This window comes from Eubacterium coprostanoligenes, from assembly GCF_900167205.1.
GTDB classification, from domain to species: Bacteria; Bacillota; Clostridia; order Oscillospirales; family Acutalibacteraceae; genus Eubacterium_R; species Eubacterium_R coprostanoligenes.
Genome location: NZ_FUWW01000002.1, coordinates 23,239 through 36,719, shown reverse-complemented (window position 1 = coordinate 36,719; position 13,481 = coordinate 23,239). Strand labels below are relative to the sequence as shown.

Below are 13,481 nucleotides of genomic sequence, written 5' to 3'. Positions count from 1 at the left end.
TATAATAAAAAATCAGGCTCAACGAAAAAATCCTTGAGCCTATAATTATAACGATATGCTAAACAATCAACACCTTTTAGTTCAAATTGCAAGCAAGTTTTTGATTGCTTCCATATAGATTTCCACTGCTTCCTCCATTTCGGAAACAAGGATGTATTCATCTGCACCGTGGATACGATAATCCACTCCCAACTTTTCGGGGCCAAATGCAATGATATTTTTCAGCGACTTTGCATAAGTTCCGCCACCGATAACCATCGGCTCGTTTTCTGTGTCGCCCGTCACATCCACATAAGCCTTGTACAGTGCATTTACAAGCGGAGATTCCCTCGGATAAAACAACGCCTCGCCGATTTCGGTGATTTCAATTCGACCGTTTTCGTCCTCCAATTTGCCGTCTACCAATTTCAAAATGTCGTCTTTTTTGAATGTCACAGGCACACGAATATCAATCGAGCAAGAAATCACGCCGTCAGCGGTTTTTACAATTCCGTTGCAGAATGTCAACTCGCCGAATTCATCGGAAATTTTGAGACCGACTCCCTCGCCGTCACAAGCTGTGCCGATATGCTGATTGTAGAACTTCACGAAATCGTCCTCAAAACCTACCTTTGCAAGACATTCCATAGTCACACCTGCTGCATTGACACCGAAGTTCGGAGTGCTTGCGTGAGCCGGCACACCTTTGGCATAAATCGTGATTTGCCCGTTTTCATCGGTAGCCTTGTATTCCTGCAACTTTGATTCGGAAAGTGCCTGTTCCAACTTTTCTTTAAGTCCGATTTCTGACGGAACAACCGTGGTGCAAGTGTCGCAAACTGCGTTTGAAACAAAGCCACCGTTCATAGAAATTATCTTTGTCTTTTTCGAATAAGCCATCATTGTGAGATGACCTTTTTCGCCGTGAATACACGGGAAATTTGCATCGGGAGTAAAACCGCAAGACAGCTCCTCCTCGACCTGATTGTAATGCTCCATACACTTTGAGCCTGTTTCCTCGTTGCAACCCATAATCAAACGAACTCGCTTGTTCAATTCAACGCCCGATTCACGAAGCAATTTCATAGCATACAAAGCCTCGATTACAGGACCTTTATCATCAGTTGTGCCACGACCGTAAACGCAGTCGCCGTCACGAGTGAGTTGGAACGGGTCATAGCTCCAATCACCGCCGACAGGAACAATATCCAAATGCCCTGCAATGCCGACAATTTCTTTGCCCTCGCCCATTTCTGCATAACCACAGTAATTGTCAAGATTTACGGTTTTGAAGCCAAGATCATCGGCAATTTTGAGTCCAACCTCAAGTGCCTTTGACGGACCGTCACCAAAAGGCTTACCCTCTGACGGAGTGCCGAGTTGCGAATCAATTTCTACTAACTTGCCGAGATTTTCAAGCATTTCATCGGACAAAGCGTGGATTTGTTCTCTTGTATTCATATTCATCCCTCAATGTTAGTGTAAATAATTATTATGTGATAATCATACCACATTCATCACGAAAATCAAAGGGATAAATAAAAGGTGAAGCAGTTTCGCCTCTGCCTCACCTCTGCACTCAAAACAATTGCCACACATTTATTCTTTGGATTCATTCAACACAGTCATTTTCAGCAAAACATAGGATTTTGGATAATTTGCTTTGACAAAATCCTCATCGTTTTTCTCAAAAACAGTTTTTATATGACTGTAAAAATCATTAAAGTATTCCTGCGGATTATTCGGATTTGCTTTTATTGCCTCATCGCCAAGCATTTCAATCAAAACAGAAAGATACATATCTGCATACAAGCCTTTTTGATTACCCTGCAAAAACTTTGAATAAACATATTTCAATGTGTAAAACGCCAAATAACACAGCGGATTAAACCAATGCAATATCAAAAGAAGATACGCAATTATTTTTAGCACATTATCACAACGCTTGATATGATATTTTTCGTGTTGCAACACATATTGCAAAAAATCATCACTTACATTGTACGGAATATATATTTTCGGCTTAAAAGCTCCTATTATGAACGGTGACGATATTCCCTCTGCCTGATATACATTATCATTAAACAAAACAGCTGTATTGAGGCTTTTTCTGAGGCGAATATATTTTACCGCAGAATAAATGACAAGCGAAAATATACCGATTGCCCATACAGAAGACAAAACCAACAATACCCAATCAACATTTGCCCAATACAAATAGCTTGAAGTAATATCCCCAATGACAGAATCTGTATTAGGCAAGCCTACGCTCACATTATTTGCTGTTTGATTTGGAGCGGATTTGATATAATCCATAGATGATGTATCGTCCGACTGGACCCTTGTCATATCAAACGGCTTCAAGCTGAACAGACTGACAATCGACTTAAAACTGACAGGGCAAACAAGCCTAAATCCCACAACACTCCAAAGCAAATAGGAATATTTTTTAGGCAGATTTTTCAGGAAAAAGCGAACAACAAGCACCGCCAATATGACATAACTTGCGGTTATGCTCATATTCAGAACACCTATAAACAAATCGGTCATAGTCATTCCTCCTTGTATGAATCAATAAGGTTTTTCAATTCCTCTGCTTCTCCGTTGCTGATTTTTCGTCCGTTCAAAAATGCTGTCAAAAAACTCGGCAACGACCCGCCAAAGGAATTTTCAACAAATCTTGCACTTGTATATTCCTGAACATTTCTTTTTTCAACAAGCGATTTTATATGCGAATTTTCATTTTGCGCAAAACCTTTTTCGCACATTTTTCTAAGCACGGTATAAGTGGTGGATTTTTTCCATCCGAGTGCTTTTTCGCATTTTTCGACCAATTCGTGCGAGGTCAAAGGCTCATTTTCCCAAATCACATTCATAAACCTATAATCGCTTTCGCACAATTTCAAATCCATAACATCACCTCATTTCGGTTTATAACTATCGACCTCACTTGTAGTCTATAACAATAAACCAAATTTGTCAAGCACAAAAATAAAAATAGCGAAGCAGATAAATATCTACTTCGCTATTTTGGTACGCTGGAAGGGACTCGAACCCCCGACCTACTGGTTCGTAGCCAGTCACTCTATCCAGCTGAGCTACCAGCGCATATGCAAGTGTTTTTCACTTGCGCAAATTACTATAACACATTGCACAATAAAATGCAAGCATTTTTTTGCAAATATGCTAAATAATTTTTATATTATTTTTGCGGATTGTCTGCAATGAACTTTTCAAGAAAGTCTGCCGACATCTTTACAAGGTCACCGCATGGACGCTTTTTATAATAGGTATCCGTTCTTTTTTCGGGTTGTGGATTATCAAAGCCGTCTTGAGTTAATCCCAACAAATCACGGCAAACGACCGAGCCGTTTTTATCCTTAAATTCACCTGCCACCTTTTGAACATCGGCATAGAGTTGTGCCTTTGCATCGGCATCGGTTGGGTCTGAATAGCCGTAAAGTGCGGACAAAACAAACGCAGTTCCGCTGACTGTTCCGCAAACCTCTCTCATTCTGCCCATTCCGCCGCCAAATCCGCCTGTAAGACGGGCAATCAGTTTGCTGTCCATTCCGACTTCATCGGCAAAAGCAAGAGCCACCGACTGTGAGCAATTATAGCCCTGCTCAAAATATTCCTTTGCAATATCGCCCTTTGACATTATTCGTAATCCTCTGAAACATCTGTAATATCGGTAAACACAGCCTCTAACTCCGTGTTATCCTTAACAGCGAAAGTATACACCTCGTTTGATGAAACTCTCTTGCCGTTTTTGTACCAACCGTCAAATTCAAAATCATCATCAGCTCTGGCAATAACGGTGCACTTCTCGCCCTCTGCATAAGAGCCGTCACCTTCGACCTCGCCACCCTGCGAACAACTTACGGTTACAGTGTACTCAACAGGAGCGGCGGTTGTTGACTCGGTTGTAGGTTGAGTGGTTGATTCTGTTGTCGGCTCGGTTGTTGGAGGAGCAACTGTTGTTGACGGTGCTTCGGAAGTTGAAGCAATCGGAATTGATGTGTCCTCAACATTGTTATTCTTTTTTGAATTGCTGACAAGAACAGCCACAAGAGCCGTGACGGCAATTGCAAGAACAACTGCAAGCACAACTATTATTATAACGGTTTTTTCTTTTTTCTTATCCTGCTCTGATTTTGCAGGTGCACCTTGAGTGCTTCTTTGTTGAGGGGCAGACTGTCTTTGATTGGACTGAACAACAGGCGCAACCCTTGTTTTGCCCATATCGTCCTCATTAATTATTTCATTATCATTATCTTCATCATCATAAAGAGGAGAACCACAATTTTGGCATATATATAAATTATCGTCGTTTTCGCTTCCGCAATTCTTACATCTCATAATGCATACCTCCGCATTTTTGATAATTATAACACATATAATGGTTTAGTACAATACGATTATCATTTTATCATAAATTTTTAACAAAAAAAGTATTAGTTTTTAATTAATTTTGAATTATTTTGCATTTACCTATTGACTTTTATCCTGATTTGTAATAAATTTATGGTGTAAATGTTTTCTGTAAAGACGGAAGCAGATTAAGGAAAGGGGATCCCCATAAATGAAGAAACTAATCAAAAGTATTACATGTTTGGCTTTGGTTGCTGCTCTTGTAGCTTCTCTCGCAGGATGTGCAAAGCTTAACTATGTAACAAACGGAACAATCACAGCAATTCAAGAAGTAAAGTCAGGCGACTGGAAGAATGCCGGCAAAGACGGCGAAGCAGACGCAGCAGCTGAAGAAGATGTATCTGTTCTTGACAAGCCATTTGAAGCAGGCACATACGGCGGTGTTGAATTCAAGAGCCTTGAAGATGTTGCAAACTACTATGTTGAAGCTTACAACTACACAAAGACACTTACCGCTCAGTACAAGGATGCTGACGGCAACACAAAGACATTCTACAAATTGCTCGGTACTGAAGATTTGCAGGTTGGCGATGTTATGATCGACGGCAAAGCAAACAGCACAATCAACAGCCTTGTTCCAAGCATCGTTGGTCCTATGTTTGACGCTAACTCATGGAGCCTTGTTCCAAGCGGAAGCAGAGAGCCTGAATACGACAACAACCTCGATGACAACACAAGAAAGAACGACAACGACTACAGAACATCTGCATTCAAGGCTGAGTACATTCTTGACGCAAATGTTGTTGACAACGGCGACGGCACAATCACATTGACAATTCAGCCTAAGCAGGAAGAACTTGCTTTCCGTGGTGAAGGTCCTCAGGGTTCATTCTTTGAAGTTCTCGGCGACATCACAGGTGCTGTTAAGAGCATCACCGTACTTTCATTCACAGAGGGTGACGCTTCAGATAACGTAAAGGTTATGTACAAGGGTGGTACAGGTTCTGTAACTATTGATACAAAGACAAAGGAAATCGTTTCTGCTCACTACACAATGGTTGCTAATGTTGATGTTACACACGCATGTATCGCAATCATCAAGGACAAGAGCGCATCTGTTAAGATCACTTACACAAACGAATATCCTGCATCTGATGAATACCTCAAGGAAAGAAGAGGTATCACAAGATTATAATCAACCGATTATAAGTGAATACAAACTAAAAGCTACGGAAAATTCCGTAGCTTTTTTGTTGCCTGCAAAGTGAACACAACACAAATAAAGACGAGGAACAATATCATTCCTCGCCTTTTGATTTTAGTGCTATCACACATTATATGTCATTACAGTTTCTATAAATCTTGTTTCCATAAACGGCTTGCTGTAAGCAACTGTGAAACCTTTTGAAATCATATAATCAATATATCTTTTGCTGAATGTGTCGTACACAAGCGTTACATCCTCTTTTTCGGCATAAGCAATTGCCTCGTCAATCAATTCTTTCAGATTATCAAAATCGCCGTTAGGGTCATTATAAAAAGTCATAACTCTTGCCGGTTTTACATACGACAACAGTATTTCACAAATGTTTTCCAAATTTTCTCTGTGAACAAAAATTTTCGATGAAAAGCTATACTTTTTCATTCTTTGCCCCGACAAGCCTTTGAACTTATATTCAAAATCCTGCGGGTCAACAAGAGTGACCATTGCGGTTGCTAACTTGTCAACAAACACGATTTCGTCATCTGCAAGGCGAGGAATATAATATTTCATATAATCCTCAATAAACTGCGAACGCTTGTTTATATCACTGCAAAAATACATAAACAACGGCTCTTTGATAAATTGCTTGCCAAACCGAGCCGAAACCGCATCAAGCGTTTTTTTATCAATACTGTTAATTAACATACATTCACTCTTTCATTAATCCATAGTTTTGAGCTTTGCTTCTTTTTCAAGTTTTTTGGTTGTGGCACGGAACATAACAGCAGCCAAAACAATGCAAAAAGCATCTGCAACCGGCTGTGCCCAGATAATGCCCTCAAGACCTGCAACCTTGTTCATAATAAACATCATCGGCAAGAAAATCAAACCCTGTCTGCCTGCTGCAAGAACAAGTGATTGAGCACCCTTGCCCATTCCCTGAAACGCAAAGTTGATGATAAACATTATGCCAAGGAATGTGCCCGGAGCCATAAGTGCGGTAATCATTTTTACACCGTATTCAATAACAGCCTCGTCATCAATGAACACACCGATAACCTGTCGTCTGCAAACAAGATAGAACACGGTTACACTTGCACCGATAAGGACATTGCACATCATACCAAAACGAATACTTTTCTTCATTCTCTGATAATTCTTTGCACCGTAGCAATAACCTACAAGTGGCTGAATACCTTGCGCAAGACCGATTTGAAGCATAACAACAAGCATATTTGCCTTCATTGCAACACCCATTGCAGCAACGGCATTGTCGCCGTACTTTGCAAGGAAAATGTTTACAACAATATTAGAAAGCGACATAAGCAAATTGTTGAGGGAAGCAGGGAGTCCGACGCTGACAACGCCTTTAATGATGCCGTTCTTTGCCGAAAATCTTTTTGTCGAAATCGACAAAATCGACTTGCCTCTCATAAAGTAAACAATAAAATAGAGAACGGAAGCTATATTGCCGATAACGGTTGCAATAGCTGCACCCTTTACGCCCATATTAAAACCAAAAGGCAATGTTATGCCGAAAAGTTTATTGCCCGGAGCAAGGATGAAAATCGGGTCAAGAATAATATTTATAACCTGACCGATTACCATACCGATCATTGATTCCTTTGCAGCGCCCTCACCTCTTACAAGATTGCACGTAACAATACTTGTTACGCTGAAAACACCGCCGAGTGCAATCCAAAACATATAATCGCAAGCAAAGTCGATTGTGAAATCACTTGCACCGACAAGGTACAAAATCGGACGCTTGAAAGCAATGAAAATTGCAGACAACACAGCCGCAACGATTATACCGATATAAGTACAAAATGATGAAATCGACTTGATTTTTTCTTTTTTACCCTCACCGAGTGAACGGCTGATATACGCACATCCGCCTACACCAAAAAGGTTGCCCACTGCAAGAAAAAACAAGAACACAGGCATTGCAACCGAAACGGCGGCTACCTGATTTTTATCGCCTGTTTGACCTACGAAAAAGGTGTCTGCAAGATTGTATATAACATTTATAAGCATACCGAGCATACTTGGAATTGCCAAAGTTCCGACAGCCTTTGGCACAGAATAATCGGTAAAAACGAGTGTGTTGTTTTTTCTTTCTTTTGCCATAATCAACCAAAAAGTAAATCTGTTAAATTTACCAAATCCTCCATTTTAAGATTTTCTGCCCTTACGGTTGAAGCAAGACCGAGCTGTGCAAGTGCATTTGTGACATCTGCCTTTGACTTGCCGAGTGAGTTTGAAAGCGAATTGACAAGAGTTTTTCTTCTCTGTGCAAAGGCACTTTTTACGAGCGAGAAAAACTGCTTTTCGTTTTTGACTTCAAATTCAGGCTCATCCCTGACTATAATCTTGATAACGCTTGAATCAACCTTTGGACTTGGCATAAAGCACTCTCTGCCGACATTGAAAAGAATTTCACTTTCGCCATAATAATTAACCGCAACGCTGACCGCACCGGCTTCTCTTGAGCCGATAGGTGCACAAAGTCGCTCCGCCGCCTCCTGCTGAACCATAACTTCAATCTCCGATACGGGAAGTCTGCTCTGCAAAAGCATCATAATAACAGGAGAAGTGATATAGTACGGCAAATTTGCGCAAACTTTGACCGTTTTGCAATCCGCAAATTTTTCCGCAATAAGCTGTTTTAGGTCGATTTTCATAACATCGCCCTTGACAAGCTCAAAATTGTCATAATCGGCAAGAGTCTGCTCCAAAACAGGATAAAGACGCTCATCAAGTTCAACAGACACAACCTTGCCTGCCCTTTTGCAAAGCTCTTTTGTGAGGACGCCGACACCCGGTCCAACCTCAAGAACGCCTGTTTTTTCATCAGCCTTGAGCATCTCTGCCATAGTTGGGCAAACGCTGTCATCAATTATAAAATTCTGACCCAATGCTTTTGAAAAATTGAAGCCGTGGGCTGAAAGTATCTTTTTCACCGTGTTGTAATCGCACAAATTGTAATCCATAGTCTGCCCTCCCGATAATTTCGCCGTATATTTTACCATATTATATATACTATATCAAGTGTGGCGGTTTACAAAAATAAAGTGTTGACTTTGATGTTTTTTGTGCTATAATACCTTTAGTCGGCTAAATATTAGCCGACTAAATAATTTTCGGAGTTGTTATTTTGAACAAGAAAAAATGTTGTTGTCCACCACCTCCGCCAAAGGGACATATTGCCCCAAGAATCGGTATGGTGGCGAGAATGGAAAGAGTAAATTTTAACAAAGCCGTTGCCGATGAAGGACTGTTTGCCGGTCAGCACAAAATCATTATGTTCCTGAAAATTCAGGGCAGTGCAACAATCGGACAGATAGCCGAAGAAACAGGCACAGCACCATCGACCGTATCGGTCAGCATCAAACGAATGGAAAAAGCCGGCTTTGTTAAAAAGAGAGAAAGCAAAACAGACGGAAGAAGAATAGAAATTTATCTAACTGAAAAGGGCAATGCCGTTCCTGAAAACATCAGGCAAAAGATGGACGCAGAAGAGGAAATGCTCACAAACGGTCTTACGGATGAAGAAATTGCGACTTTGTCGGATTTGCTTGACAAAATAATAGAAAACTTTATAAAGGAGGAGTCCGAATGATAAAAAAACTATCCAAATATCTCAAAGGTTTGGGTTGGCTTTGTGTGGCAAGTGCCCTGGGTATGATTGTTGAAGCCATGTGCGAACTTGCACTTCCGTCAGTTGCAAACAGCGTGTACGAAATGGTAAAAACCTCCACAGGCGACCCTGCCGACCTAAAACTCAAAATAGGAAAAATCGGATTGCTTATGCTCATAATGGCAATTGTCGGATTTTGCGGTGGCTTAATGACAATGAAAACATCATCTGTTGCAAGCCAAAAATTTTCATACAGATTAAGAAAAGCGATGTACGACAAAATCTCATCATTTTCATTTAAGAACATTGACACATTTTCAACATCATCACTCACAACAAGATTGACCAATGATGTGACAATGCTCCAAAACACACTTATGATGGGACTTCGTATTTTAGTCAGAGCACCTGCATTACTCATTGTATCGGCTGTTTTTGCATTTTCAATCAACGCAAAGCTATCAATGATTTTGCTTGTTCTCTTCCCTGTTATGATTGTTATCATTGCGGTTATTCTCAAATTCGGTTTTCCTATGTTCCAAAAGATGCAAAAGAAAATCGACAACATCAACCGTGTTGTACAGGAAAACCTCATAGGCATCAGAGTTGTAAAGGCTTATGTTCGTGAGGACAGAGAAAAAGATAAATTCCACGAAGCGTCCGACGACCTTGCAAATCAAGGCTCAAAAGCATCGGGACTTATCATCACGGTTATGCCTATTATGATGTTGCTTATGAACTTTGTAATTATTTACATCTATTACAAAGGCTCGATTGACGCAAGTAACAAACTTATGGATGTGGGTCAAATTTCGGTTTTGGCAAACTACATTGTACAGGTACTTATGAACATAATGATGGTATCTATGCTTATGCTTCAGCTCACAAGAGCAAAGGCTTGCGGTGACAGAGTTGTTGAAGTCCTCGACACCGAAATTGACATTGTTAATCCTGAAAATCCTTTCAAGCCTACAGAATCAAAGGGCGAGGTTGAGTTCAAAAATGTTTCGTTTGGCTACAATGACGGAATGGACATTCTCACAGATGTCAGCTTCAAGGCAAAGGCAGGCAGTGTTGTGGGAATTATCGGCTCAACGGGCTGCGGCAAATCAAGTCTTGTGAACCTCATTCCTCGACTTTATGATGTTTCAGGCGGTGAAATTCTTGTTGACGGTGTCAATGTTAAGGACTACGACATCGAGGCTCTCCGTGAATTGATAGGCGTTGTGCTTCAAAAGAATGTACTTTTCACAGGTACAATCAAGGAGAACATCAAGTGGGGCAAGCAAGACGCAACAGATGAAGAAATCATCTCCGCTTGCAAGGCTGCACAGGCACACGACTTTATTATGAGCCAGCCTGACGGATACGACACAGAACTTTCGCAAGGCGGTTTGAACCTTTCGGGCGGTCAAAAACAAAGACTTTGTATCGCAAGAGCAATTATCAAACAACCAAAAATTCTTATTCTTGACGACTCAACTTCTGCCGTTGACACAGCAACCGAAGCAAAAATCAGAGAATGTTTCTACAAAGAACTCAAAGACACAACAGTTTTGATTATTGCACAAAGAATTTCATCGGTTGCTCAAGCAGACGAAATCATCGTGCTTGATGACGGCAAAATCGACAGCGTAGGCAACCACGAAGAACTTATGCAAACAAGCGAAATCTATCAGGAAATTTATAAAACACAGCAGAAAGGAGTAATGGAATAATGCCGGGACCACAAAGACGCGGCGTGCCTGAACAAAAGCCCAAGGACGCAAAAAAGACTTTAAAGCGTATTTTGTCATATATCGGCAAAAGCAAGGCACTGTTATTCGTAGTATTTCTTTCTCTCATTATGGCAACCGTTTGCCAAATGGCAGCATCTTATTGGCTAAAGCCGATTTTGGACGATGTTGCATCATCAATCCAAGCAGGCAATTTTGCCACAGAGGGTATCAAACAGTTGATTAAAAACCTTGTAATTGTTTCGGCATTTTACATTGGTGCTTCACTGTTTATATTCTTGCAGTCAAAAATTATGGTAAAACTTGCATACAGAACATCAAACATCATAAGAAAAGATTTGTTTGACCACTTGCAAACATTACCGCTGAAATTCTTTGACGGGCAAACACACGGCGAGATCATGAGCCGTTTTACAAACGATGTTGACAACATTCAAATGATGCTTGAGCAATCAATTGTTCAGCTTGTTTCATCAGTTTTCAGCTTCATCGGAATCATCGTTATGATGATTGCGCTTGAATGGAGATTGTTCATCGTTGCGCTTGTGTTCCTCATCATAATGATTGTGAACACAATGAGAATTGCAAAGAGCACAAGAAAATACTTCAAGGCTCAACAAAAGGCGCTTGGCGAAATGAACGGCAACATTGAAGAAACAGTTGAAGGAATGAAGGTTGTCAAGGTGTTCAACCACGAAGAACAGGCAAAAGACGACTTTGAACAGCTCAACGAAAATTTCCGTGAAGTTGCCACAAAGGCAAACTATTACAGCGGAATTATGGGACCTGTTTCAACAGGAATCAACAACGCATCATATGCAAGCGTTACTCTTGCGGGCGGACTTCTTGTTTTGACAAAAGGTATGAGCATAGGTACATTCTTCACCTTCCTCAGCTATTCAAAACAGTTCACCCAACCTATCAACCAAATTATGAACCAAATGAACAATGTGTTCTCTGCCCTTGCAGGTGCAGAACGAGTATTTGCTGTTATGGACACCGAAAGTGAAATTGACAACGGCACTGTTACTCTTGAAGAAGAAGCAACCGAAAACGGCAAGATTTGGAACTGGATTGACGGCGACAAAAAAATTCCTGTTAAGGGCGAAGTTGTTTTCAAGGATGTAACCTTTGGCTATGTTGAAGACAAAATTGTTCTCCACGACATCAATCTTTACGCAAAGCAGGCACAGAAGATTGCGTTTGTTGGCTCAACAGGTGCAGGCAAAACAACAATCACAAACCTCATCAACAGATTCTACGACATTCAAGAGGGCACAATAACCTATGACGGAATCGATATCAAGAGAATTAAGAAATCTGATTTGCGCCGTTCTCTTGCAATGGTGCTTCAAGACACTCACCTATTCACAGGCACGATTATGGATAACATCCGCTACGGCAGACTTGACGCAACCGATGAAGAATGTGTCGAAGCATCAAAACTCGCAAGTGCACATTCATTCATCAAGCATCTTCCGGACGGCTACAACACAGTCATTACATCAGACGGTGCAAACCTCAGCCAGGGTCAGCGCCAACTTCTTGCAATTGCAAGAGCTGCGGTTGCAGACCCGCCTGTTATGATTCTTGACGAGGCGACCTCATCAATCGACACAAGAACGGAGGCGCACATCGAGCACGGTATGGACAGACTTATGATTGGCAGAACGGTATTTGTAATTGCCCACAGACTTTCAACTGTTCGAAATTCAAACGCAATTATGGTTCTTGAAAACGGCGAAATCATTGAGCGTGGCGACCACAACGACCTGCTTGCGCTCAAAGGCAGATACTATGAACTTTGCACCGGAAAAGCACAATTATCGTAAAAAGTAAAAAAATATTTACAATTTACAAAATATTAAAAAAAACCTTTACAAATAATAGACTTCGTGTTATAATCAAGTTAACTTATAGTGAGTAAATGTATACGAATGAATATTTAATGTTTATTGAGGTGTTATTATGAAAAAGTTTATTTCTATTGCTTTGTCAGCAGTTATGTTGATTTCAGCAGGCGCTATCAGTGCAATGCCTGTTATGGCAGCCGGTGTATCAAGCCCTGGTTCATCAGAGGTTACAACAAAGCCTGCAGTTGATACAGAGCCTGTTATTATTACAGTTAACTCAGAAAAATCATCAGATGTCACCTATACAAAAGAAGATTACAAATACACTTTCTCTTATTCAGGTAAGGGCGAAGTTATTGACTGGGAATTTCCTAACATGATTGAAGGCGTTGACTACTCTGTTCTTTCAATGTCTGATGACAACAGCAAGATTGTAATCGAACTTACCGAATCAGGTAAGAAAAAGAAACTTGTTGCAAACGCTGTTGTTAAGAACTCAACCGCTTCAAAAGAAGACGGTGAAGTTGACGAAAACGACAACGACACAGCAAACAAAGACAACAGCAACACTTCACCTGCAACAGGTGCTGCAATGGCTGGTATCGCTATGGCAGGTACAGGTGTAGCATTGCTTGCAATTTCAAAGAAGAAAAAAGACTAATTCTTAAATCAATCAAGAACCTGTAACAATTGTT

Annotated in this window: 13 protein-coding genes and 1 tRNA gene; 5 read left to right on the top strand and 9 right to left on the bottom strand. The window is 40.7% G+C overall.

The features are described 5' to 3' along the window. Positions 1 to 81: 81 nt before the first annotated feature. The 6 genes from B5D29_RS00935 to B5D29_RS00910 all read right to left on the bottom strand — a co-directional run bounded on the left by B5D29_RS00935 (position 82) and on the right by B5D29_RS00910 (position 4,341). The gene (locus B5D29_RS00935; protein ID WP_078767699.1) at positions 82 to 1,440 is read right to left on the bottom strand and encodes a M20 family metallopeptidase; all 1,359 of its coding nucleotides are present in this window, start codon (positions 1,438 to 1,440) and stop codon (positions 82 to 84) included. 138 nt (positions 1,441 to 1,578) lie between these two features. Continuing rightward, the gene (locus B5D29_RS00930) at positions 1,579 to 2,529 is read right to left on the bottom strand and encodes a M56 family metallopeptidase (RefSeq protein WP_159443364.1); all 951 of its coding nucleotides are present in this window, start codon (positions 2,527 to 2,529) and stop codon (positions 1,579 to 1,581) included. Between the two features lie 2 nt (positions 2,530 to 2,531). After that, entirely contained in the window at positions 2,532 to 2,891 is a 360-nt protein-coding gene (locus B5D29_RS00925) for a BlaI/MecI/CopY family transcriptional regulator (RefSeq protein ID WP_078767697.1), read from the bottom strand. Positions 2,892 to 3,010: 119 nt separating this feature from the next. Continuing rightward, positions 3,011 to 3,087 (bottom strand) — tRNA-Arg (locus tag B5D29_RS00920). A gap of 94 nt (positions 3,088 to 3,181) precedes the next feature. Continuing rightward, positions 3,182 to 3,640 carry a C-GCAxxG-C-C family protein gene (locus tag B5D29_RS00915; RefSeq protein WP_078767696.1) on the bottom strand — a complete coding sequence of 153 codons (459 nt, stop codon included), beginning with the start codon at positions 3,638 to 3,640 and terminating at the stop codon, positions 3,182 to 3,184. After that, positions 3,640 to 4,341, bottom strand: coding sequence for an InlB B-repeat-containing protein (locus B5D29_RS00910; protein WP_078767695.1), 702 nt, complete (start codon positions 4,339 to 4,341; stop codon positions 3,640 to 3,642). Before B5D29_RS00910 ends, B5D29_RS00915 begins: the two co-directional genes overlap by 1 nt. 223 nt (positions 4,342 to 4,564) lie before the next feature. Here B5D29_RS00910 and B5D29_RS00905 point away from each other — a divergent pair, with 223 nt between their 5' ends. After that, entirely contained in the window at positions 4,565 to 5,548 is a 984-nt protein-coding gene (locus B5D29_RS00905) for a hypothetical protein (protein ID WP_078767694.1), read from the top strand. A gap of 132 nt (positions 5,549 to 5,680) precedes the next feature. Here B5D29_RS00905 and B5D29_RS00900 read toward each other — a convergent pair whose 3' ends face one another. From B5D29_RS00900 to rsmA, 3 genes are read right to left on the bottom strand one after another with little or no spacing between them, the layout of a single operon-like run. Then, positions 5,681 to 6,262, bottom strand: a complete 582-nt coding sequence (locus B5D29_RS00900) for a hypothetical protein (protein WP_078767693.1) — start codon at positions 6,260 to 6,262, stop codon at positions 5,681 to 5,683. A 15-nt stretch (positions 6,263 to 6,277) separates the two neighbouring features. Beyond that, positions 6,278 to 7,687, bottom strand: coding sequence for an MATE family efflux transporter (locus tag B5D29_RS00895; protein WP_078767813.1), 1,410 nt, complete (start codon positions 7,685 to 7,687; stop codon positions 6,278 to 6,280). 2 nt (positions 7,688 to 7,689) lie between these two features. Further along, positions 7,690 to 8,550, bottom strand: coding sequence for a 16S rRNA (adenine(1518)-N(6)/adenine(1519)-N(6))-dimethyltransferase RsmA (gene rsmA / locus B5D29_RS00890; RefSeq protein ID WP_078767692.1), 861 nt, complete (start codon positions 8,548 to 8,550; stop codon positions 7,690 to 7,692). A gap of 164 nt (positions 8,551 to 8,714) precedes the next feature. On the opposite strand from rsmA, the gene B5D29_RS00885 reads away from it, so the two are divergent. The 4 genes from B5D29_RS00885 (at position 8,715) to B5D29_RS00870 (ending at position 13,447) form a co-directional block, all read left to right on the top strand. Beyond that, positions 8,715 to 9,179 (top strand): MarR family winged helix-turn-helix transcriptional regulator, encoded by a 465-nt coding sequence (locus B5D29_RS00885; RefSeq protein ID WP_078767691.1) that lies wholly within the window; start codon positions 8,715 to 8,717, stop codon positions 9,177 to 9,179. Next, positions 9,176 to 10,915: an ABC transporter ATP-binding protein gene (locus tag B5D29_RS00880; RefSeq protein WP_078767690.1), complete on the top strand. Its 1,740-nt coding sequence runs from the start codon at positions 9,176 to 9,178 to the stop codon at positions 10,913 to 10,915. Before B5D29_RS00885 ends, B5D29_RS00880 begins: the two co-directional genes overlap by 4 nt. Next, entirely contained in the window at positions 10,915 to 12,765 is a 1,851-nt protein-coding gene (locus tag B5D29_RS00875; protein ID WP_078767689.1) for an ABC transporter ATP-binding protein, read from the top strand. Before B5D29_RS00880 ends, B5D29_RS00875 begins: the two co-directional genes overlap by 1 nt. Before the next feature lie 136 nt (positions 12,766 to 12,901). After that, positions 12,902 to 13,447, top strand: a complete 546-nt coding sequence (locus B5D29_RS00870) for a hypothetical protein (protein WP_078767688.1) — start codon at positions 12,902 to 12,904, stop codon at positions 13,445 to 13,447. Positions 13,448 to 13,481: the final 34 nt, after the last annotated feature.

What these genes read in the sequence shown, in the direction of transcription:
- B5D29_RS00935 (WP_078767699.1), bottom strand. Translation starts at nt 1,440, where the DNA reads ATGAATACAAGAGAACAAATCCACGCTTTGTCCGATGAAATGCTTGAA.
- B5D29_RS00930 (WP_159443364.1), bottom strand. Translation starts at nt 2,529, where the DNA reads ATGACCGATTTGTTTATAGGTGTTCTGAATATGAGCATAACCGCAAGT.
- B5D29_RS00925 (WP_078767697.1), bottom strand. Translation starts at nt 2,891, where the DNA reads ATGGATTTGAAATTGTGCGAAAGCGATTATAGGTTTATGAATGTGATT.
- B5D29_RS00915 (WP_078767696.1), bottom strand. Translation starts at nt 3,640, where the DNA reads ATGTCAAAGGGCGATATTGCAAAGGAATATTTTGAGCAGGGCTATAAT.
- B5D29_RS00910 (WP_078767695.1), bottom strand. Translation starts at nt 4,341, where the DNA reads ATGAGATGTAAGAATTGCGGAAGCGAAAACGACGATAATTTATATATA.
- B5D29_RS00905 (WP_078767694.1), top strand. Translation starts at nt 4,565, where the DNA reads ATGAAGAAACTAATCAAAAGTATTACATGTTTGGCTTTGGTTGCTGCT.
- B5D29_RS00900 (WP_078767693.1), bottom strand. Translation starts at nt 6,262, where the DNA reads ATGTTAATTAACAGTATTGATAAAAAAACGCTTGATGCGGTTTCGGCT.
- B5D29_RS00895 (WP_078767813.1), bottom strand. Translation starts at nt 7,687, where the DNA reads ATGGCAAAAGAAAGAAAAAACAACACACTCGTTTTTACCGATTATTCT.
- rsmA (WP_078767692.1), bottom strand. Translation starts at nt 8,550, where the DNA reads ATGGATTACAATTTGTGCGATTACAACACGGTGAAAAAGATACTTTCA.
- B5D29_RS00880 (WP_078767690.1), top strand. Translation starts at nt 9,176, where the DNA reads ATGATAAAAAAACTATCCAAATATCTCAAAGGTTTGGGTTGGCTTTGT.
- B5D29_RS00875 (WP_078767689.1), top strand. Translation starts at nt 10,915, where the DNA reads ATGCCGGGACCACAAAGACGCGGCGTGCCTGAACAAAAGCCCAAGGAC.
- B5D29_RS00870 (WP_078767688.1), top strand. Translation starts at nt 12,902, where the DNA reads ATGAAAAAGTTTATTTCTATTGCTTTGTCAGCAGTTATGTTGATTTCA.